The organism is Rhodococcus shunpengi (assembly GCF_048381395.1).
In the GTDB taxonomy this organism is placed as follows: Bacteria; Actinomycetota; Actinomycetes; order Mycobacteriales; family Mycobacteriaceae; genus Rhodococcus.
The window spans coordinates 927202-947296 of the sequence record NZ_JBLWIU010000012.1; the positions used below are offsets into that span (position 1 = coordinate 927202).

The following is a 20095-nucleotide window of genomic DNA, read 5'->3' on the forward strand; positions in this document are numbered from 1 at the left end:
GAAAGGGAGCCGCTTTGTCCGAGAACGGTACCGAGGATTCGGTAGTTCTGGAGCGTCACGGCGAGATCGCCGTGATGCGCCTGAACCGCCCCGACAGGCTCAACGCATTCACCGACGAGATGGGCGAACGGCTCATCGCGATGTTCGACGAGACGGACGCCGACGACGAGATACGCGCTGTGGTCGTCACCGGGACAGGCCGTGGTTTCTGCGCCGGTGCCGATCTCGCCGCAGGCGGAGACACCTTCGTTCTCGGTGACGACCCCGACACGGGCGGCGCACCGCCGGATCTCGGTGGACGGGTCACGCTGCGGATCTACCGTTCGCTGAAGCCGGTGATCGCCGCAATCAACGGCCCTGCCGCGGGCGTCGGTGTGACGATGACGTTGCCGGCCGACATCCGTATCGCAGCGGACACGGCGAAGTTCGGATTCGTGTTCACCCGTCGGGGACTGGTGCCGGAGGCGTGCTCGACCTGGTTCCTGCCACGGGCCGTCGGCATCTCCACGGCCGTCGAATGGACCGTCGGCGGAAAGATGGTGCCGGTCGCCGAGGCCCTGGAACGGGGACTCGTTCGGGAGGTGCTGCCCGCCGAGCAGGTCCTCGACCGGGCCATCGCGATCGCCCGTGAGCTGGTGTCGGGCACCGCGCCTGTCTCGGCTGCCCTGACCCGGCAGTTGATGTGGCAGATGCTCGGCGCATCGAGTCCGGAGGTCGCCCATCGAGCGGAGTCGATCGGCATCCACGTTCGTGGGACATCCGACGACGTACGCGAAGGCGTCGAGGCGTTCCTGGCCAAGCGTGAGCCGAAGTTCCCGAACCGGATCTCGGACGGGTTACCGGACCTGTTCGAAAGCTAGGAAACGACTGCCGGTGTTCTGTCGCTTGCGGCCCCTTCTCGGAAGACATCCGGGAAGGGGCCGCAAGCGTCGTACAACCAGCCCCGTCGGATTTGCACGCGTTGACAAGTGACGGATCTTGTAACATCTGGCGTATCGGACCAACGAGAAGGCAGGGCTGCGGTATGGCGCGACGACGGTCGAGTGTCCTCGGCGACGACACCGAAACGGCACGCGGCAAGATTCTGGCAGCTGCCGAGGCGATGTTCCAGCGGTACGGCGTCGTCAAGACCACCATGGACGACATCGCGAAGGAAGCGGGCGTCTCGCGGCCGACGGTCTACCGCTACTTCGGCGACCGCGATTCTCTGATCATCGCGTTGATCGAGGCCCGTTCCCGCCGCCTCTTCGGCAAGGCTCGGGACTTCCTGCGTCAACGGGAGACCTTCGCCGAACAGATCGTGGACGGTTTGATCTTCCTCGTCGATCGTGGCCGCCAGGACCCGATCGTTCGGCTCATCGTCAGTCCCGAACACATGGACATGGCGACCGCTCTGGTGGGCAGCAGCGGTCTCGCCGCGCGGCTGACCTACGAGATGTGGGCCCCTCTGTTGGAGGAGGCCCGGGTGCGCGGCGAGATCCGTGAGGGACTCACCGACGAGGAGATCTGCCAGTGGATTGCGCTGGTGCAGCTCATCCTCGTCGGACGTATGGACTTCAACTCCGAGGACGACCCCGACAACCGCCGCATGCTCACCAACTTCCTGTTGCCGTGCATCGTCGACGCCGCACCGTCGCCGCGGCGAGCGCGTTCGTAGGTCTTCTCTCGTCGGCGCCGATACGGCGATGCTTCCGGTGTGCGGTTCCGCCGCCGGCGAAGTTGTTGATCTTCACCTTCTGTCGCCGGCGTACGGAGCCGTCCGGGACAGGTGCGCACTGCTGTAGTTCCGCGCTCATGCAGGTCTTTTCGGACGGAATGTGTTACCGCACCTCATTTCGATTGACCGATGCAACGACCAGGGTTACCCAGTTGTCCCCCAAGAGCTTTCATCGGGCGACGCCGTGCGTCCAGCAACGGAACACGGAACTGGACATCGAAAGGCACTGTACGGGATCGCATCGCGAGCGCACCGAACTGTCGGTGGCGCTGGAAGAACTCCGCCGCAGAATTTCCGACTACGCCCGCCCTGGTCGAGAACGATCCGCCGGTCCTGCACGCCGACCAGGTTCGCGGATGCATGCGGCTACCGATCACGTTCATTCCGGCGATGTGACTCCTGGCCCACCCCTCGGCACGCTCAGGTGCCGACGGGTGGTCGGAAGGTCTCGACTATAATTCGTCAATTGCAGGTAAAGACTTCGGCAGGGGAGGATGCATGGCGCGGCGTCAGAGCGTCCTCAGTGACAATGCCGAGACTGCTCGGGCCCAGATTCTCGCAGCCGCCGACAATACGGTCGAACGCTTCGGGGTGGCCAAGACCACGATAGACGACGTCGCCAGGGAAACGGGGGTTTCCCGTCCGACGATATACCGGTACTTCCGCGATCGCGACACCCTGATCACCTCGTTGATCGAGGCCAGGGCACGCAGGCTCTTCGACGACACGCACGTCTATGTCGCCGACCGCGCTTCCTTCGCAGATCAGGTCGTCGACGGTCTGTTGTACCTGGTGGACCGGGGCCGACGCGACCCGGCGATCCGATTGATCGTCAGCCCGGAACATGTCGATCGTGGCTCCGCCCTCGAGGGTAGTTCGGAGCTGGCGGCGAGACTCACGTTCGAGATGTGGGCGCCGCTGCTCGCGGCGGCGCGCGAGCGTGACGAGATCCGCGACGGCATCACGGACGCCGAGATCTGCAAGTGGATCACCCTGGTCGAACTGATCCTCGTCGGGCGCATGGACTTCGGTGACCCGCTGGGCGAGACGAATCGTGATCTGCTGACCAAACTCCTGTTGCCGGGCATCGTCGGCGACGTCGCGACCAACGTTTCCTGACACGCCTCGGGTATCTCCCGTGGCGGGTCGGTCCGATCGTGACGCGCCCCGATGCGGTGAAACAAGAGACATTGCAACAAGCTGAGTAGTTCCGCACTTCTGCCGTTGCGCGCAGCTGCGCGAACGGAACCTTTCCTCGGCCGCGGCAAGTGACTGCTGCGTGAGGAAGTTGTCGTTCCGAAAGGTGAGCCGTCATGTCTGTGGATCCGTTGTCGCTGGTCGTCACTCTCGGCGCTGCGGTAGGTGCACTCGTCCTCGGAATCGATCCTCAGGTCGAATCCGAGCAGGCCGCGGCCGTTTCACACACCGTCCAGGAGGGTTTCGGCCGACCATATCGTTACCGAGACCTCGGAACGACTGCAAGCCGAGATCGAAGCGATGCTGCCCGAAGGGTCAGCATCACCAGAAGAAGAGGTAGCCGCAAACGACGAGGTTGAAACAGTCTCGGCTGCAGAGCAAGCCGATGCGGTCGGGCCCGTGTACTCGGCTGCGGTGACACCGATGCTGTCCGCCGCGCCGTCGATTTCTCCGTTCACATCGACCGTCCCGACCGTACCGATCGGCGCGGTTGCCGTGTTCGCTCCGTGGCTGAAGAAAGCCGGCGCCATCTGCGACGGCATCACCGCGCCCGTGCTCGCCCCACTTTATTCCGTCGAGAACGGAACGCTCACCGTGGACTGCTTCGTGAGTGTTCGCACCACGAACGCGCAGGCTCCCGAGGGTATCGTCTCGACCGCGACGTACCGGCTCGGTATGGACAACCGGGACGGTTGGACGATCACCGAGATCAGCGGCGTAGGTGCGGACGCCCTGCCGGACGGTCCTCGGTAGAACCGCAGGTCACAGAGGTGGAGGACGTCGATCCTCCCGGAACTGGCAGACTCGATCCCGAAGAACATCGAGGAGGTATCGAGTGAAGACGACGGTGGACGAACCCGAACCGGGGCTACCGGCACCGGACGACGTGCAGGCACCGCTGGTCGCAGTGGAGCATCTCGCGCAGGATCTGCGACGCGCACTCATGGTGTACAAGTTCGGCATCGACGAGATGATGACGAAGATCAACATCCTGCGCGAGGAGTTCACCTACGCCCGCGAGTACAACCCGATCGAGCACGTGAAGTCGCGGTTGAAGAGCCCTGAGTCCATCCTCGCCAAGGCGGAACGGAAGGGTGCGCCCGCTTCGCTCGGCGGCATCCGCGAGGCCGTCCGCGACATCGCCGGCATCCGCATCACGTGCAGCTTCACGTCGGACGTCTACCAGATCATCGACATGATCACGAGCCAGCTCGACGTGACGGTCGTCGAGATCGAGGACTACATCGCGCGCCCGAAACCCAACGGGTACAGCAGCGTGCACGTCATCATTCAGATTCCGGTGTACATGTCCGACCGGGTCGAGCGCGTCTACGTCGAACTGCAGATCCGCACCGTCGCCATGGACTTCTGGGCGAGCCTGGAGCACAAGATCTACTACAAGCACGACCGCGAGGTTCCGGACGAACTGCGCGAGGAACTCCGCCTCGCCGCGGAGACGGCGCGCGATCTGGACCTGCGGATGGAAGCACTGCACCGCCGCGTCCACGGCCCGAACAACGGGAACTGACCGAGGTACGCAACGCAGGGTGAAGGCTCGCAACGCGGTCAGTCACCAGCGGTGTTGCGAACCCACCATCGGTGTTGCGTACCCATCACCATTCCCACTGTTGGCGCGGAATCTTTTGCGCGATGCGTAAGCGTTCCCGCATCGGGAGGGGACGAAGGAGTTCTGGGGCCTCGGGTGTCGTGACGAGATGGCGATCGTCGGGGCACCGATGGAGACGGTCGATGAGTCCGACCAGCGCGTTGGGTTCGCTGACGAGAACGTACGCCGGCACGGTGAACGAATCCGGCTTGTCGTGCCCCATGCGAGGTGGAGTCGGTTCGTAGCCGGGTATGCAGAGACGGATGAGTGGATTGTGCGTAGACGCCCCGCGGCCCGAGACGGTGTAGACATCGGCAGCCACTTCCTGGATCTCGTCCCATCGGACGAACACGTCCGAAACGCCACGCCGCACGAGCCATGTCGTGCGGCGGCGAATACCGTCGGCATGGAGGCGGGTGAATCCCCGTGGGTGGATCACGAAGGGGAGGGCACCCACCACCGCGGTTGCACACGTCGTCCATGCGATGAACGAGCCGGAATGCGGGAGATCGTGTCTCAGAAGAAGGCTCGCGCCGTCCGCTCGGTTCGACGCACGAATCATGAAAGCACCCGATACTGTGATGCAGGAGAACACGACGGACAGCTGAACGGGCAGTATCCTTACGTAAGGAATCTCGATGCCGGGGCCGTGAACGTCGTCTCGGCACTGCCGGATCCTCGGATGCAAACCGGATCGGTGGAAACCGCCCCGCTCGAACATTCCCGCCGCAACGATTGTCATCATTACGGTCAGAGAAAGCGCCAGGGCAGTCGCTCCGAGATCGTCCGCTCGCCAGTCGTCCACTGTCCAGAACAGTGCGACGAGGCCGAATCCAGTGCAGAACACACCGGCACAGAACGAAGCCGGACGGAAACGTTGTGGCCAAGCAGGTGCTGAATCTTTCCCGGAAGAGGGAATTTCGATGAACTCGCTCACCGGATTCTCAGTCCCTCATGGATTGTATGCAGATGAGCGATAAGGGACTCGGCGCTGTCGGAGCGTGCGGTTGCTGTCAATTGCGCGAGGTAGCGGTCGTACGCGTGGTCGATCACGAGATATCGCGTCACGGCGGTGTACTCGACGTCGTCCACTCGATAGGAACCTTGGGTGATCACCGATCGGTGCCCGCGGAAATCGGATGTGTCGTGGAATGTTTCCTTCCACTCGGGCAGTCCCCGAGCTTCCTGCCCCGCAACCTCCAGGAGTTCGTCGGTCGGCCGCCATCTCGACAGTGCGCCGTGAAGGAGGACGGCGTTGGGTGCCCACTCATCCGCGACGTGCTCGGGAGCTGCGAGAACCGTATGTGCGTGCGGAAAGACATCGCGGGGGAGTGTGATCCAGCCGTCCGGCGCCTGGAGTTCCGGTTGCGGGTGCCGCGGGTCGTCCGGGTTGCAGGGGCTCAGTTCGACTTCGTGTGCTGCAAGGTAGTCGGAGAGTCTCGTCTGAAGCGAAGCGTTCATCGAGACGCCTCCTGGTGGCGTGCCATCCGGAATCGTTCTCGCAAAGGCGGTGGTCTGAGAAGTTCGGCCGCGTCTTCCCGAGCGAGGAGTGTGCGGTCGTGTGGACGTTCATGCATTCGTCGGGCCAGGACCAGGAGTGCGTTGGGTTCTGCGATGAGCCAAGTGCAGACGATGGCGAGAGTGTGTTCTTCGTCGTGGGGGATGCGCGCTTCGGGGGGAATCCGTCCGGTCGTGTGGATGTGGATCATCGGAGTGCGGACGTCGCCGGATCCGGAACGGGTCACGATATCCGTTCCGATGATGCCTTCGATAGCGTCCCAACGCACGAACTGCACGGTGGCTTTGTTTCGTCGGAGCTTGCGAGAGCGTACGACTCTTTCGATTCCTTGCGGGTACAACCCCACTGTTGTTGGGAGCCGGAACCATACGAACACTGCCGACGCGATCAGGGCAACGACCCCACCCACGATCATGAAGATTGCAGTGGCGTGAGGGTCGCGACCGTAAGGCAACTCGGATTTGTCGGTGATGTAGATGTTCAGCGCCGCTACGGCCAGGCATCCGAGGCCGACCACGACGAGCAGGACCATGAAAATAGTTAGAGGCGTAAGTCCGCCAGGAACAACGATGCCCGTGCCATATTCCGGATGCCTGTAACTTCTGATGCGTGGCGAATACAGGACATGTCGAATCCCGCCGAGTCTGACACAGATCACGCCCATGAGCAGCATTGCTGCTCCGTACAACAGCGAACCGATCGTGGATACCAATTCCTCGTGGCGGATATTCGCAGAACTGTCAACCAGACTCCACGTAGCGAAGACCAGAACGCATACACCCGCTATGCACCATCCGATTCGAAGACGTTGTGGCCAACAGGGCGCGTCGGAGAATCCATCGGCGCGAACCTGATTCCGGTCTTCCGGCGTGCCTTCGATTGTCACCACAACTCCTGGATCCTCTTGGATGTGTACCACGTGGCAAAGCCCCCGAATACAAGGCCGATAGCGAAGCCGGCGGCGGTGCCGACCCCCGGAACGACCGAACCGGTCGCAGCGCCGATGGCCGCGGTAGTTCCCTTCGACGCCAGGAATGCACCGACCATGCCGACAACGGTTCCGGCGCTCTCGGACACCACCGCCTCGGTGGGATCCATGCCTCCCTTGATGTCGTTGACGATCGCAGGAACGGTGCCTACTGCAGCGGCAGTCGGGTTCATTCCACGCGCGATGTTGCGTGCGACATCGTCGCCCGAGGCCACTGCCGCGTCGGTCAGGAGTTCCTTGGTAGTTCCGGACATTGCGCCGATGGTCGACGCTGCGATGGTCGATGGCCAGTCCGGCCACCAGGAGAACTCACCATCCTCCGTTTGCACGACCTTCCCCGGCACAGCGGCATCCCTGGCTGCTTCGAGCACCGCAACGGCGGCGGTGATGCGATCGGCCGTTTCCGTCGCGGCTCGCGACGCCTGTTCGAGAGCGCCGGTGACCGCGTGGGTCAGTTCCGCTGCTTCGTGTTCGAGGCGGACGCGGGCCTCGACGACGGCTTCGGCCGGCAGCATCGCCGAAAGGATGCGGATCTGGTCGGAGGGGTCGACGGTGCCGTCGTCGTGCACGGTGAACCCGGACTGTTCGGCACTGCCCACCACCGACACCAGGTGCAGGCGGGCGCCTTCGACGAGCCACGCGCCGGTGCGGTACGCCTCCGCGACCTGCAGTAGCGATTCGGCGATGGCGCTGCCCAATGAGCGTTCCCGGACCACTCGCGTGGCGGCGGCACGTGCGGCGTCACCGGACCATCGCTCGGCGAGGACATCCTGCTCGGTGAGCAGACCTTTCATGCGGTCGTCGAGTTTGTCGACGAGTACGGCGAGGTGGTCGGCGGTGACTCGCAGAGCGTCGGGATTCCAGGACCGGACGGCGGCGACCCCCGGTCTCATCCGTGCTGATCCATCGCCGAGAGTGCAGCCACGAAGTCCGCCTCTGCGACGACGTAGTCGTTCTCGACACCGTCGGTGATGGCGACGACCTCGCGCAGGCGACTGCACGCATTGCTCAGCGCCTGATCGGTGGCGGTGAAGGCTCGTGCGCACACGGCTGCGAATTCTGTTCCGGGAAGTGCTGATTGCGACACGGCATACGGTTCGCCGACGTCCCATTCGTCGATCGCGTCGGCGGTGTCCGCCACGAAGGCTGCGAATGTGCGCAGCGCTTCAGGATCTACGTGCAACGTCACGACTGCCCCCCGACAGAATCCCCCGATACGTCCGCGGGGACGATAGCAGAAGGTGCCTCCCGAGTACTCGTGGCTGAGCACGAGGTACGCAACACGTGATGAAGGTTCGCAACGCCGGTAGTTACCGGCCGTGTTGCGAACCCGGAACTGTTGCTGCGTACCTCCCGGCTGTTCCCGATACGCAGACGCCCCCGCCGTTCCGAGAAGGAACGGCAGGGGCGTCCGAGTGAGGCCTACTTGTAGCTGTAGAAGCCCTCGCCGGTCTTGCGACCCAGGCGACCCGCGTCGACCATGCGACGCAGCAGTGCCGGGGGAGCGTAGTGCGGCTCGGCGAACTCGTCGTACAGCGACTGCGCGGCGTTGAGGGTGATGTCGAGGCCGACGGTGTCGATGAGGGTCAGCGGACCCATCGGGTAGCCGCAGCCACCCTTCATCGCGGCGTCGATGTCTTCCTTCGTCGCGTAGCCCGACTCGAGCATGCGCACTGCCGAGCACAGGTACGGGATGAGCAGGGCGTTGACGATGAAGCCCGCACGGTCGCCCGCGCGCACGGCCGTCTTCCCGAGGGTGTTCTTCGCGTAGTCGAACACCGTGTCGGCGGTGGCCTCGTCGGTGGTGAGCGCCGAGATGATCTCGACGAGCGGCATCACCGGCACCGGGTTGAAGAAGTGCACGCCCACGACCTTGCCGGGCCGCTGCGTCGCCTGCGCCATCTTGATGACGGGGATCGACGACGTGTTGGTGGCGAGGATGCCTTCGGGCTTCACGATCTTGTCGAGCTCGGAGAAGATCTCCACCTTGAGCGACTCGATCTCGGGGGCGGCCTCGACGACGAGGTCGCGGTCGGCGAACTCGTTCAGGTCGAGGGTGACGCGGATCCGTCCGAGGACCGCGTCGGCGTCCTCCTGCGTGATCTTGCCGGACTTGACGCCGCGTCCGATCGACTTCTCGAGACGCTCGCGCGCCGCGGCGGCGAACTCCTCGGTGGTCTCCTTGACGAGGACGTCGCTACCGGCCTTGGCGCACACCTCGGCGATACCGGCACCCATGGTGCCGCCACCGATCACGCCTACCTTTTCCACTGCCACTGCGGTAACTCCTGATCGCTGTGATGTTCCGGGGGTAACCTACGCGACCGGTGTCAGCGCAGCAGAGCGCGCGACATGACGACGCGCTGGATCTGATTGGTGCCCTCGTAGATCTGCGTGATCTTGGCGTCGCGCATCATGCGCTCGACCGGGAAGTCGGTGGTGTAGCCGGCGCCACCGAACAGCTGCACGGCGTCGGTGGTGACCTCCATGGCGACGTCCGACGCGAAGCACTTCGCGGCGGCCGAGATGAAGCCGAGGTTGGGCTCGCCGCGCTCGGCGCGAGCGGCGGAGGTGTAGACCATCAGGCGTGCGGCCTCGACCTTCATCGCCATGTCGGCGAGCATGAACTGCACACCCTGGTTGTCGGAGATCGGGCGGCCGAACTGCTTGCGGTCCTTGACGTAGGCGGTCGCCGCGTCGAGGGCCCCCTGAGCGAGGCCGACGGCCTGCGCACCGATGGTGGGGCGGGTGTGGTCGAGGGTCGCGAGGGCGGTCTTGAAGCCGGTGCCCGGCTCGCCGACGATGCGGTCGCCGGGGATGCGGCAGTTCTCGAAGTACAGCTCGGCGGTGGGGGAGCCCTTGATGCCGAGCTTCTTCTCCTTCGGTCCGACGACGAAGCCCTCGTCGTCCTTGTGGACCATGAAGGAGGAGATGCCGTTGGCGCCCTTCTCGGGCTCGGTGACGGCCATGACGGTGTACCAGGTGGACTTACCACCGTTGGTGATCCAGCACTTGGAGCCGTTGAGGATCCAGTCGTCGCCGTCGGCCTTGGCGCGGGTGCGCATGGAGGCGGCGTCGGAGCCGGCCTCGCGCTCGGACAGCGCGTAGGAGGCCATCGCACCGTTGACGATGTCGGGGAGGACCTTGGCCTTGAGTTCGTCGGAGCCGCGGAGGATCAGGCCCATGGTGCCGAGCTTGTTGACGGCGGGGATCAGCGAGGAGGAGCCACATACTCGGGCGACCTCTTCGATGACGATGCAGGCGGCGATCGAGTCGGCGCCCTGGCCTTCGAACTGCTCGGGCACGTGAATGGCGTTGAAGCCCGACTTGTTGAGGGCGTCGAGGGCTTCCTGCGGGAAGCGGGAGTTCTCGTCGACGTCCTTGGCGTAGGGCGCGATCTCCTTCTCGGCGAGCGCGCGGATGGCCTCGCGCAGAGCGTCGTGCTCCTCGGAGAGCTTGAACAGATCGAAGTCGGGATTGAGGGCCATGACGGCGGACTCCTAACGGCACGCGGTGCCAGATTTGCGAGCGTAGCTCCCTCGAGCATAGCGAGGCGAGGGTTCGCGACGTGACGGAATGAGTCGATTGTAACCACGGCACTCAGTGCCAGGTCAACGGTGCTGACGTGCGTCTTCGAGCTGGAGCCGAACCTGCTCGGCGATCTCGGCCGGTGTCAGATGTGCCGGATAGGTCACCACCGCGACCGCAGGCGGGGCCGGCGCAGCCTTCCCGTTCGTCGCGCCTTCGGGCACCGGAACCACCCCGTACGTGCGGCGGAGCTCGAGAAGTTCCTGCTCGAGGCGTTCGGCGGTGGCGGTCTCGTCGCCGCGGATCATCGCGCGCAGCACGAAGTTGTGCGTGGCGGTCATCGCCGCCGCGAAGCTGACGGTGCGCACCGGCTTCTCCGTGGGAACGGCGGCGCGCAGGAAGTCGGTGAACAACCGCTCGTAGCGGTAGGTGGTGACGAGTTCGCGCTCCCGCAGCGCCGGCACCCGCTGCACCACCCGATACCGCCACACCGCCAGTTCGCGCCGGTCCCGGAAGTGCCCGAAGACGAGCTTGGCCCCCTCGCAGGCCGCCGCCCACGGATCGTCGAAATCTTGCGAGAGGTACTCGGCGACCTGCTCGAGCAGCGACTCGTGATCGGCGAAGATCACGTCCTCCTTCGACCGGAACTGCCGGAAGAAGGTCCGCCGCGACACCCCTGCTGCCGCGGCGATCTGCTCGACGGTGGTCGACTCGTAGCCGAACTCCGAGAACAGGCGGATCGCCTGCGTGACGACGTGCACCCGGAACTGGGCGGGATCGGGTCCCGTCGAGTCGAGGCGACGGGTGCTGTTACCGGTACCGGATGTCATGGCGTCGAGTATCCAATGCAGTCGTGAGGGGTCGGCTCACCCCTCGGCGGCTTCGGCCGATCGCAGCTCGAACTTCAGGATCTTCCCGGTCGAGGTGCGGGGCAGCTCCAGCGGGAAGACGATGTCGCGCGGCACCTTGTAGCCGGCGAGCAGCGTGCGGGTGTAGTCGATGATCTCCTCGGCCGTGACCGATTCGCCCTTCTTCAGGATCACGAACGCCTTGGGACGCTCACCCCACTTCTCGTCCGGAACACCGACGACCGCGACGTCGAGCACCGCAGGGTGGCTGACGATCGCCTGCTCGACCTCCACCGTCGAGATGTTCTCGCCGCCGGAGATGATGATGTCCTTCGCGCGGTCCTTGAGCTGGATGTATCCGTCCGGGTACATCACGCCGAGGTCGCCGGTGTGGAACCAGCCGCCGCGGAACGCCTCCTCGGTCGCGTCCGGGTCCTTGTAGTAGCCGAGCATGACGTTGTTGCCGCGCAGCACGATCTCGCCCATGGTCTCGCCGTCGGCAGGCACGTCGTTCATGTCCTCGTCGACGACCCGCGCGGTCTCGGCCTGCAACATGCCCACGCCCTGACGGGAGAGCAGTGCGGCACGTTCGTCGGCGGGCTTGTCGTCCCAGCTGTCCTGGTACTCGCAGATCGTGTACGGGCCGTACACCTCGGTGAGTCCGTAGACGTGCACGACCGTGATGCCGATCTGCTCGAGCTGGGCGATCACCGTCGGTGACGGCGGCGCACCGGCCGTGGTGATCCGCAACGGACGGTCGAGGGGATGTGCCTGCTCGGCGTTCGCGATGGTCGAGCACACCGCGGGCGCACCGCACAGGTTGGTGACGCCGAGGTTGTCGATGGCCTCCCAGATCGCGTCGGCCCGCACCGCCCGCAGGCAGATGTGGGTGCCCGCCGCGGCGGTCACCGCCCACGGCGTGCACCAGCCGTTGCAGTGGAACATCGGCAGCGTCCACAGGTACTTGCTCTGCCCGTCGAAGCTGTTGTGGAAGGTCTCGCCCAGCGAGTTCAGGTACGCGCCCCGATGGGTGTACATCACGCCCTTGGGTTTGCCGGTCGTGCCCGAGGTGTAGTTGAGGGTGATGACGCCGAGCTCGTCGTCGACGCTCCACGGCAGCGGCGTCGCATCGAGCGAGTCGGCCTGCGCGAGGAACTCGTCGTACCGGGCGGTGGCCACCCCGCCGGGGACGTCGGGAGCCGGCACGGTGGAGTCGGGGACCTCGATGATCTCGGTGACGCCGGGAACGTTGTCGCGGACGTTTGCGACCGATCCGAGCAATTCGGAGTCGACGAACAGCAGCTTCGTCTCGGAGTGGTCGAGGATGTACTCGAGTTCCGGCCCGGCCAGGCGCGAGTTCAGCGCGACCAGCACACCGCCCGCGAGCGGAACCGCGAAATGTGCGATGAGCATCTCGGGCACGTTCGGAGTCAGGTACGCGATCTTGTCGCCCGGCTCGATGCGACTGCGCAGCACGCGCGCGAGCCGCTGCGCCTCGTCGGCGAACTCGGCGTAGGTGTATGTGCGGTCGCCGTGGATGATCGCGGTGCGATCCGGGAACACCGCCGCGGACCGTTCGAGGAAGCGCAGCGGGCTCATCTGGCTGTAGTTCGCGGCTCCGGTCGAGCCGGGACGGACGGGGGCGATGGACACGGGTACCTCCGGGGGTGGCCTACTCGGATTCCGGCGTCTTCTGTGATCGTCGCAACACCGGGCGATGTGCAGGTTACGAATCGTGGAACTGGCCCCTCTACCCTCGAAAGTGGGTGTTCGGAGGGAAGAGCAGGAGCAATCGATGGATGTCGCCGTGCCGGGTGTGCTGCGTCCCGACGATCTCGACACCCTCCGTGCCACGCTGCGCGACCTCAAGGCGACGACGGAACTGCCGGTGCTCTTCGGTGGCGCGGTGCAGGGCTCGGACGTCGTCCTGTCCGGATTCGTCGGAACCCGCGGTCGTGCCCTGCGCAATCTGGTGATCGCCGCCGAACGTGGACTCGGCGGTCGGGTGGTCGTCGAACAACGTCCCGGCGCGGTCGCCGACTACTTCACCTCCCCGCACATCACCCACCACTACGACCGGCAGGTCGCCGGGGAGGGAATCGAGTCGTTGCTCGCCGTGCCGGTGGTGGTGCGCGGACGCACCCGGGCGGCGATCTACGGCGGGCTGAGGGTCAATCGGCCTATCGGCGACGTCGTGGCGGAGAAGGTCGTGCGGTCGGCCGCGGAGCTCGCGCGGGAGATCGAAATCCGCGACGAGGTGGACCGTCGCGTGTCGCTGATCGGGAACACGCGGACCTCGCACGGCGCCACCGTGCCTGCCGCCGTCTCCGAAGCGCTGACGGAAAGCCTCGTGGCGCTGCGGGCGATCGCGGCGCGGACCGATGATCCGTCGATCAGGGAACAGGTACGGACGGTCGAGGAGACCTTGACCCGGGCGCGCGACGGCGCATCGCAACCGCGGACGCATCTGACCGCGCGTGAGCACGACGTGCTGAGTCATGTGGCACTGGGCTGCCGCAACGCGGAGATCGCCGACAGGTTGTCGCTGAGCGTGGAGACGGTGAAGACCTATCTGCGTAACGCCATGGACAAACTCGATGTGCGCAGCCGGCACGAGGCGGTCGTCGAGGCGCGACGGCAGGGACTGCTGCCCTGATCGACCGCACTTCTGATCAGCGTCGGCGCAGTCGCCGGAAGAACTCGCGGATTGCGCTCAGCGCGCGCCGGAACTTCGTCTCGGTCGCGGGACGCTCGAGGACGTCGGTGCCCACCGGCGTGGGGAGCCGGACGGGCCAGCTGTCGTCGACGTCGACGACCTCGCGACCCAGCCCGCGCAGGTACTCGGCGAAGCTGCGTTGCCGTTCGGCGTGCCAGGCGGCCTGATCGGCCATGATGTCGAGTTCGGCGAGCTCGGGGAATCTCGCCACGAGCGCGCGGGTCAGGTGGCCGGCGGCGAGCGCGTCGGCCTCGGCCTCGTGCGGATTCGGCAGCGACACCCCGTACGCCTCGCACACCGCCTGCAGCGTGCGTCTGCCGGGACGGCTGCGGTCCATCTCCCGGTCGATGACGTACGGGTCGACGACCGTGCCGATGTCGAGCTCCGTCAGGCCGAGCCGGCGTCCTTCGGCGTCGAGAACCGTCAGGTCGTAGCTGGCGTTGAACGCGACGACGATGTGGCCGCGCGCCCACGCGTCGCTCACGGCCTGCCGGATCTGCTTGTATCCCTCGAGATAGTCGAGTCCTTCGGCGCGGGCGTGGGCGGTGGTGATGCCGTGGATCGCGGTGGTCTCCTCGGGTATCGCGATACCCGGATCGAGCAGCCACGAGCGTGTGTCGATGCGGTCGCCGTCGAAGGTCGCGACGCAGGCCGTGACGATGCGGGCGTTGCGGGGATCCCGGTCGGTGGTCTCGAGATCGAACGCGCAGATCGGTCTGTCCGGCCAGTGCGTCATGTTCTGTCCTCGCGTCCGTCGGATGATGATCTGTCGAACGCATTGTTGCGGGAGGCACCGACATGCTCTCCGTCGCGGTGGCGACGGGCATCCGCACGAGGAGGGAACCTCAGATGGTGTCGGTGCAGACCACGAAGTTGCGTTCCCGGTACACGAAGCCACCCTCGGACGTCGAGCAGTCGTTCACGTCGGAGGTGTCGAGCAGGATCTCGGTGACCTCCTCGCCCTGGACGGCGGGCTCACCGCAGTCGATGCGCTGCGGGTCCTCGCCACCGAGGTCGATGCAGTCGCCCACCACCCAGTCGATGTCGAGACACAGCGCGCCGACCTCGACACCGCCGAACGACTCGTAGTAGGTCTGGTCGATGTCACCGGGGCACATGGCGGTGGCATCGACGACGTCGACGACCTTGTAATTCGAGCTCGGGCTGCCGCACACCGCGTAGTCGATGGTCGCGTCGTCGACGGTGCCGCCGAGCGCGACGCATTCGCCGGCTGCGACGTCGACGCTCAATTCGGTCGACGACGACGCCGACGGGGTCGTGGTGGGTAGGGAGAAGGACGGCGCCGTGGACGTGTCCAGGGCGTTCGCGGCGGGCACGGCCTGCCCTTCGACCTGGGTCGCGCATCCTCCGAGCACCCCTGCTGCCGCCAACGCCATCGCGGCACCGGCCGCCCCTCGGAGAATGTTCATGGTCGAAGAGCCTACGGAAGTGCTGCCGGTACCCGTACGGGGTGGAACGATGTGCCGCATGGACCTGCCTGTGGTGCCGCCGCTCGCCCCGATGCTCGCCAAGGTCTCCTCCACCGTCCCCTCCCAACCCGAGAGCGGTCCCGACGAGTGGTCCTACGAACCCAAGTGGGACGGCTTCCGGGCGATCGTCTTCCGCGACGGCGACGAGGTGGTTCTCGGCTCGCGCGGGGGCAAGGACCTCGTGCGCTACTTCCCGGAGCTCGCCGACGCCGCGCGTGCCGAACTGCCCCGCAGGTGTGTGGTCGACGGGGAGATCGTCGTCCCGCGCGAACACGACGGCCGCACCCGACTCGACTGGCAGGCGCTGTCCGAACGGATCCACCCGGCCGCCAGCCGGGTCACGATGCTCGCCGAGCAGACACCGGCCGTGTTCGTCGGCTTCGATCTGCTCGCTCTCGGCGACGAGGACCTCATGGAGACCCCGTTCGCCGAGCGGCGCGCGCGGCTGCGATCCGAGATCGGCGGGGGTAAGAGCTGCCACGTCACGGTGGCCACGACCGACACCGATACCGCCCGCCGATGGTTCGAGGAGTTCGAAGGCGCCGGCCTCGACGGTGTGATCGCCAAGCGACTCGACGGGTTCTATGTGCCCGACAAGCGGGAGATGCTCAAACTCAAGCACGCCCGCACCGCCGACTGCGTCCTCATGGGTTACCGCATGCACAAGAGCGTCGAGGGCATCGGGTCGTTGCTGCTCGGGCTCTTTCACGATGGCGAGCTCGCGATGGTCGGCGGAGCCTCGGCGTTCACGCGGGAGCGACGCGAGGAACTGCTCGCCGAACTGCAACCGCTGCGACTCGGGGACGACGTCGTCGAGCAGGGCGAACCGACGCGGTGGCGTTCGGCGGTGGACCGCAGCTGGGTGCCGTTGCGTCCCGAACGTGTCGTGGAGGTCGCGTACGACCAGATGGAAGGTGTGTCGGGAGCGGGGATGCGGTTCCGGCACGCTGCGAAGTTCCTGCGGTGGCGTCCCGACCGCGACCCCGAGAGCTGCACGTTCGACCAGCTGGAGGTGCCGGTGCGCTACGACCTGTCGGATGTGCTCGACCGGACGGAGGACTGACATGGCCACGAAGCGTTCGCCCGCGGAAGAGCTGGACGTCGACGGCACGCCCGTGCGGTTGTCGAACCCCGACAAGATCTACTTCCCGCAGCTCGGCGCCGCAGGTGGCACGAAGCGGCACCTCGTGGAGTACTACCGCAGGGTCGCCACCGAGTTCGACGCACCGATCCTGACGGCCCTGCGCGACCGGCCGACGCATCTGCAGCGCTTTCCCGACGGCATCGAGGGGGAGGAGATCTATCAGAAGCGGGCACCGGTCAAGCGACCCGACCACGTGGCGACCTGCGAGATCACCTTCCCGTCGGGGCGCACCGCCGATGCGCTGCGTGTGTGTTCGGCCGCCGACGTGGTGTGGGCGGCGAACCTCGGGTGCGTGACCTTCCATCCGTGGCCGGTGCGGTGCGGCGACACCGACCGTCCCGACGAACTGCGCATCGACCTCGACCCGCAACCGGGAACCGACTTCGGCGACGCGCGGGCCGTGGCGCTGGAGGTCGTGCGCCCGCTCCTCGACGAACTGGGGCTCACCGGATATCCCAAGACGTCCGGTGGGCGGGGGCTCCATATCTATCTGCGGATCGTGCCCGAATGGGATTTCGTCGGAGTCCGTCGCGCCGGGATCGCGCTGATGCGTGAGATCGAGCGGCGCAGCGACGGGCGGGCGACGACGGCGTGGTGGAAGGAGGAGCGTGGGGAGCGGCTCTTCCTCGACTACAACCAGAATGCGCGCGACAAGACGATCGCCTCGGCCTACTCGGTCCGCCGCACCCCGATCGCGACCGTCTCGACCCCGCTGACCTGGGACGAGCTGGTCGACGCCGAACCCGACGACTTCACGATCGCCACCGTGCCGGATCTGCTGGCGAAGCGCGGCGATCCGATGGCGGATCTGGACGCGCACGCGCACTCGCTGGACGTCCTGCTCGAGATGGCGGAGCGGGACGCGGCGAACGGTCTCGGCGACCTGCCGTATCCGCCGAATCACCCGAAGATGCCGGGGGAGCCGAAACGCGTCCAACCGTCCCGCGACACCGACCGGGCGAAGGACACGTGAACCGGAACGTTCGGGGAATCGCGTCCCTGTCGTGACCTCGACTATGAGACCTCCCGAAGCGCGAGTCCATAAACTGTCCGAGAAAACAGTCGCGTGAGGTTCGGAAAGGTCGATGTCGTGATTCGCTCGTGGGCGTCCGGTCGGGTTCTCGGCGTCGGGGCAGCATTCGCTGCTGCCATCGGTGTCGGTTTCCTGCTTCCTCAGACCGCGTCCGCGGCCACGACGTGCACGGCACCGCCGGGCGCCCCGGCCGAGGTCGTACAGATCGACGGCGACGAAGCGTGCGGCGCGTCCACCGACGGCACCGCCGAGGCGTGGAGTTACGGCGAGCGGGGCGTGGGATTCGCCGATGCCCGCAGCGCCGCACAGGTGGTGGCTGCCGGATTCGACGGCGGTGTCGGCGCCGGAGAGAGCACGTCGGGCCGGCTGTTCGCGATCGGTGTGGGCGCGCAGGCCCTGGCGCTCGGTGTCCTCGAAAGTCCCGGCACGGCGGTCGTCGCTGCGGGTCCGCAGTCGCAGGCCTATGTGGGCGACGCCGACGATCCGGTGTTGTGCGAGGGCACCGCGGCGGCCGCGTTCGAACTCGAGGCCGCACGCGGGTGCGTCGTGCTGGGCGACTTCCGGTACTTCACTCCTGGCGCGCAGACGCCGCCGTCGCCCCTGCCGTAGATTCGGCGCGTCTCGCCGGGGAGCGTCGACAAACAGACTGTACGTAAACCCTTCCTTTACGTTCCGTGTCGTCGTAGCCTGTCGCACATGACGACCGGAGCAGTCTTCGAACCTGCCGGGGCGACAGCGTCGTTCGCACCGGTGCACGTTCCCGGGCAGATCGACGCCCGGCCGGGTCCGGCGGCGCCCACCGAGATGGTCGTCGATCCGCGATTCCTGCGCCTGGCCGACGCCTTCTTCTCGCTGTACAAGCGTCCCCGGGACGGCGGGGGCGCACTCACCGCCTATCTCCACGGCGAAAAGGTCCTCGACATCTGGTCCGGCTGGTCGGCCCCCGACAAGCGGTGGAGCCGGGACACCATGGCGTTGTCGTTCTCGACCGGCAAGGGCGTGGCGTCGACCGTCGTGCACCGTCTGGCCGAACGCGGAGCGATCGACTACTTCGCGCCCGTCGCGCAGTACTGGCCGGAGTTCGCCGCGAACGGCAAGGAAGACATCACCGTCGCGGATGTCATGACCCACCGATCCGGCCTGCACCGCGTGCGCGGCCTGGTTCCCGGGACGCGCGGGATCCTCGACTACGAGGCGACCGTCGCAGCACTCGAGCAGGCGGCGCCGGATCGCCGGCGTCGGCGCGGATCGGGCTACCATGCCGTCACCTACGGATGGCTCGTTGCCGAACTCGTGCAACGGGTGACCGGCCTGCCCTTCGTGGAGGTCGTGGAACGGGAGATCGCCCGGCCGCTCGGCGATCCCGATTTCTGGTACCGCGTGCCGCACGACGAACGGGGCCGCATCGCGAAGCTGTTCCCGCGACTCGCCCCGGTCGGACTGCACTGGGGTGCGAGCGCCGCGGTGCTGTCGCGACTCGAACCGACCCGCGGTCTCGCCGAAGCTGCAATGCCCGACGGCTTCGACCGGCTCGTCGGCGACCCGGCCGTGCACGACTCGGTGATGCCGGGCTGGAACGGTGTGTTCACCGCCCGCTCGCTCGCGCGTATGTACGGGGCGATCGCGGCCGGCGGGACGATCGACGGCGTGAAGTTCCTCGACGCCACCACGATCGACGAGATGTCGCGCGTGCGCGTGCGCAGCCGGGACTACGTGCTCGGTGTGCCGATGGCGTGGCGGCTCGGCTACCACCAGCCCATCTTCGCGAGCATCCAGCGCCCGCGCGGTGCTCTCGGGCACTACGGAGTGGGTGGCTCGGGGGCGTACGCCGATCTCGACACCGGATTGTCGCTCGCCTTCGTCACCAACCGGCTCGGTGCCGGTGCGATCCCGCTCGGGGACCTGCGTCTGGCGCGTCTGGGCGAACTCGCCCGGTCGCTGGCGCGTCGTGCCTGAATCTTCCTGTCATTTTCGTGGTTCCGGGGACGGGGGTCGCTCGGGGGCGGGACGATCCGAATCGGAGCATCGCCGATTCGAGGAGTTCAGCCATGAGCCATGTCTACCGGGTGATCGAGGTCGTCGGATCGTCGACGACGGGAGTCGACGACGCGATCGCGAAAGCGGTGGCGCGAGCAGCGGAGACCACGCGGCATCTCGAGTGGTTCGAGACGGTCAACATCCGGGGCCACATCGACGACGGCCGGGTGGCCCATACGCAGGTCACTCTCAAGATCGGTTTCCGCATCGAGTCGAGCACCGAAACGGACATCTGACGCGTCTCGACAGTCGGAAATGCGATGATATTATTT

22 protein-coding genes are annotated in these 20095 nt (G+C 66.2%); 11 read left to right on the forward strand and 11 right to left on the reverse strand.

The features are described 5' to 3' along the window. Window positions 1–14 precede the first annotated feature (14 nt). The 5 genes from ACNJ7K_RS09540 (at window position 15) to ACNJ7K_RS09560 (ending at window position 4442) form a co-directional block, all read left to right on the forward strand. A complete protein-coding gene (locus tag ACNJ7K_RS09540; protein WP_016694567.1) occupies window positions 15–860 on the forward strand; it encodes an enoyl-CoA hydratase-related protein in 846 nt (281 codons plus the stop codon). A 164-nt stretch (window positions 861–1024) separates the two neighbouring features. After that, window positions 1025–1657: a TetR/AcrR family transcriptional regulator gene (locus ACNJ7K_RS09545; protein ID WP_487041548.1), complete on the forward strand. Its 633-nt coding sequence runs from the start codon at window positions 1025–1027 to the stop codon at window positions 1655–1657. A 558-nt stretch (window positions 1658–2215) separates the two neighbouring features. Continuing rightward, window positions 2216–2836, forward strand: coding sequence for a TetR/AcrR family transcriptional regulator (locus tag ACNJ7K_RS09550; protein ID WP_016694569.1), 621 nt, complete (start codon window positions 2216–2218; stop codon window positions 2834–2836). Between the two features lie 243 nt (window positions 2837–3079). Further along, the gene (locus ACNJ7K_RS09555) at window positions 3080–3667 is read left to right on the forward strand and encodes a hypothetical protein (RefSeq protein ID WP_157788903.1); all 588 of its coding nucleotides are present in this window, start codon (window positions 3080–3082) and stop codon (window positions 3665–3667) included. A gap of 82 nt (window positions 3668–3749) precedes the next feature. Next, window positions 3750–4442, forward strand: a complete 693-nt coding sequence (locus ACNJ7K_RS09560) for a GTP pyrophosphokinase (RefSeq protein ID WP_016694571.1) — start codon at window positions 3750–3752, stop codon at window positions 4440–4442. Window positions 4443–4527: 85 nt separating this feature from the next. Here the strand turns inward: ACNJ7K_RS09560 and ACNJ7K_RS09565 are convergent, their stop codons facing one another. The 9 genes from ACNJ7K_RS09565 to ACNJ7K_RS09605 form a co-directional block, all read right to left on the reverse strand. Then, window positions 4528–5457: a hypothetical protein gene (locus ACNJ7K_RS09565; RefSeq protein ID WP_268654709.1), complete on the reverse strand. Its 930-nt coding sequence runs from the start codon at window positions 5455–5457 to the stop codon at window positions 4528–4530. Then, entirely contained in the window at window positions 5454–5981 is a 528-nt protein-coding gene (locus ACNJ7K_RS09570) for an LpqN/LpqT family lipoprotein (RefSeq protein WP_016694573.1), read from the reverse strand. The genes ACNJ7K_RS09565 and ACNJ7K_RS09570 overlap by 4 nt, the downstream gene beginning before the upstream one ends. Beyond that, window positions 5978–6925, reverse strand: a complete 948-nt coding sequence (locus ACNJ7K_RS09575) for a hypothetical protein (RefSeq protein WP_225623660.1) — start codon at window positions 6923–6925, stop codon at window positions 5978–5980. Before ACNJ7K_RS09575 ends, ACNJ7K_RS09570 begins: the two co-directional genes overlap by 4 nt. Then, complete coding sequence (locus tag ACNJ7K_RS09580; RefSeq protein ID WP_487041549.1) at window positions 6922–7920, reverse strand: hypothetical protein; 999 nt, start codon at window positions 7918–7920, stop codon at window positions 6922–6924. Before ACNJ7K_RS09580 ends, ACNJ7K_RS09575 begins: the two co-directional genes overlap by 4 nt. Further along, window positions 7917–8216: a hypothetical protein gene (locus ACNJ7K_RS09585; RefSeq protein ID WP_225623659.1), complete on the reverse strand. Its 300-nt coding sequence runs from the start codon at window positions 8214–8216 to the stop codon at window positions 7917–7919. Before ACNJ7K_RS09585 ends, ACNJ7K_RS09580 begins: the two co-directional genes overlap by 4 nt. Before the next feature lie 233 nt (window positions 8217–8449). Beyond that, window positions 8450–9298, reverse strand: coding sequence for a 3-hydroxybutyryl-CoA dehydrogenase (locus ACNJ7K_RS09590; RefSeq protein ID WP_120280567.1), 849 nt, complete (start codon window positions 9296–9298; stop codon window positions 8450–8452). 59 nt (window positions 9299–9357) lie between these two features. After that, the gene (locus ACNJ7K_RS09595; RefSeq protein WP_258260159.1) at window positions 9358–10515 is read right to left on the reverse strand and encodes an acyl-CoA dehydrogenase; all 1158 of its coding nucleotides are present in this window, start codon (window positions 10513–10515) and stop codon (window positions 9358–9360) included. Window positions 10516–10638: 123 nt separating this feature from the next. Next, a complete protein-coding gene (locus ACNJ7K_RS09600) occupies window positions 10639–11385 on the reverse strand; it encodes a TetR family transcriptional regulator (protein WP_120280565.1) in 747 nt (248 codons plus the stop codon). 36 nt (window positions 11386–11421) lie between these two features. Beyond that, window positions 11422–13002, reverse strand: a complete 1581-nt coding sequence (locus ACNJ7K_RS09605; protein WP_230790669.1) for an acyl--CoA ligase family protein — start codon at window positions 13000–13002, stop codon at window positions 11422–11424. Between the two features lie 196 nt (window positions 13003–13198). Between ACNJ7K_RS09605 and ACNJ7K_RS09610 the strand changes: the two genes are divergently transcribed. Beyond that, complete coding sequence (locus tag ACNJ7K_RS09610) at window positions 13199–14059, forward strand: response regulator transcription factor (protein WP_230790349.1); 861 nt, start codon at window positions 13199–13201, stop codon at window positions 14057–14059. 16 nt (window positions 14060–14075) lie between these two features. On the opposite strand, the gene ACNJ7K_RS09615 is transcribed toward ACNJ7K_RS09610, so the two are convergent. Both ACNJ7K_RS09615 and lppU read right to left on the reverse strand, forming a co-directional pair. After that, a complete protein-coding gene (locus ACNJ7K_RS09615; RefSeq protein WP_159417381.1) occupies window positions 14076–14855 on the reverse strand; it encodes a 3'-5' exonuclease in 780 nt (259 codons plus the stop codon). Between the two features lie 109 nt (window positions 14856–14964). After that, the gene (gene lppU, locus ACNJ7K_RS09620) at window positions 14965–15549 is read right to left on the reverse strand and encodes an LppU family putative lipoprotein (protein ID WP_120280562.1); all 585 of its coding nucleotides are present in this window, start codon (window positions 15547–15549) and stop codon (window positions 14965–14967) included. Window positions 15550–15607: 58 nt separating this feature from the next. Between lppU and ACNJ7K_RS09625 the strand changes: the two genes are divergently transcribed. The 5 genes from ACNJ7K_RS09625 (at window position 15608) to ACNJ7K_RS09645 (ending at window position 20059) form a co-directional block, all read left to right on the forward strand. Then, a complete protein-coding gene (locus ACNJ7K_RS09625; RefSeq protein ID WP_487041550.1) occupies window positions 15608–16672 on the forward strand; it encodes an ATP-dependent DNA ligase in 1065 nt (354 codons plus the stop codon). A 1-nt stretch (window position 16673) separates the two neighbouring features. Continuing rightward, window positions 16674–17726 carry a DNA polymerase domain-containing protein gene (locus ACNJ7K_RS09630; RefSeq protein ID WP_230790353.1) on the forward strand — a complete coding sequence of 351 codons (1053 nt, stop codon included), beginning with the start codon at window positions 16674–16676 and terminating at the stop codon, window positions 17724–17726. 117 nt (window positions 17727–17843) lie between these two features. Then, window positions 17844–18395, forward strand: a complete 552-nt coding sequence (locus tag ACNJ7K_RS09635; RefSeq protein WP_487041551.1) for a DUF6764 family protein — start codon at window positions 17844–17846, stop codon at window positions 18393–18395. A gap of 87 nt (window positions 18396–18482) precedes the next feature. After that, entirely contained in the window at window positions 18483–19742 is a 1260-nt protein-coding gene (locus ACNJ7K_RS09640; RefSeq protein ID WP_120280559.1) for a serine hydrolase domain-containing protein, read from the forward strand. Window positions 19743–19834: 92 nt separating this feature from the next. Continuing rightward, window positions 19835–20059, forward strand: coding sequence for a dodecin (locus tag ACNJ7K_RS09645; protein WP_060650173.1), 225 nt, complete (start codon window positions 19835–19837; stop codon window positions 20057–20059). Window positions 20060–20095: the final 36 nt, after the last annotated feature.

Excerpts from the sequence above, each read along its gene's own strand:
- ACNJ7K_RS09545 (WP_487041548.1), top strand. The coding sequence starts at position 1,025 with ATGGCGCGACGACGGTCGAGTGTCCTCGGCGACGACACCGAAACGGCA.
- ACNJ7K_RS09550 (WP_016694569.1), top strand. The coding sequence starts at position 2,216 with ATGGCGCGGCGTCAGAGCGTCCTCAGTGACAATGCCGAGACTGCTCGG.
- ACNJ7K_RS09570 (WP_016694573.1), bottom strand. The coding sequence starts at position 5,981 with ATGAACGCTTCGCTTCAGACGAGACTCTCCGACTACCTTGCAGCACAC.
- ACNJ7K_RS09580 (WP_487041549.1), bottom strand. The coding sequence starts at position 7,920 with ATGAGACCGGGGGTCGCCGCCGTCCGGTCCTGGAATCCCGACGCTCTG.
- ACNJ7K_RS09595 (WP_258260159.1), bottom strand. The coding sequence starts at position 10,515 with ATGGCCCTCAATCCCGACTTCGATCTGTTCAAGCTCTCCGAGGAGCAC.
- ACNJ7K_RS09600 (WP_120280565.1), bottom strand. The coding sequence starts at position 11,385 with ATGACATCCGGTACCGGTAACAGCACCCGTCGCCTCGACTCGACGGGA.
- ACNJ7K_RS09605 (WP_230790669.1), bottom strand. The coding sequence starts at position 13,002 with ATGAGCCCGCTGCGCTTCCTCGAACGGTCCGCGGCGGTGTTCCCGGAT.
- ACNJ7K_RS09610 (WP_230790349.1), top strand. The coding sequence starts at position 13,199 with ATGGATGTCGCCGTGCCGGGTGTGCTGCGTCCCGACGATCTCGACACC.
- ACNJ7K_RS09615 (WP_159417381.1), bottom strand. The coding sequence starts at position 14,855 with ATGACGCACTGGCCGGACAGACCGATCTGCGCGTTCGATCTCGAGACC.
- lppU (WP_120280562.1), bottom strand. The coding sequence starts at position 15,549 with ATGAACATTCTCCGAGGGGCGGCCGGTGCCGCGATGGCGTTGGCGGCA.
- ACNJ7K_RS09625 (WP_487041550.1), top strand. The coding sequence starts at position 15,608 with ATGGACCTGCCTGTGGTGCCGCCGCTCGCCCCGATGCTCGCCAAGGTC.
- ACNJ7K_RS09630 (WP_230790353.1), top strand. The coding sequence starts at position 16,674 with ATGGCCACGAAGCGTTCGCCCGCGGAAGAGCTGGACGTCGACGGCACG.
- ACNJ7K_RS09640 (WP_120280559.1), top strand. The coding sequence starts at position 18,483 with ATGACGACCGGAGCAGTCTTCGAACCTGCCGGGGCGACAGCGTCGTTC.
- ACNJ7K_RS09645 (WP_060650173.1), top strand. The coding sequence starts at position 19,835 with ATGAGCCATGTCTACCGGGTGATCGAGGTCGTCGGATCGTCGACGACG.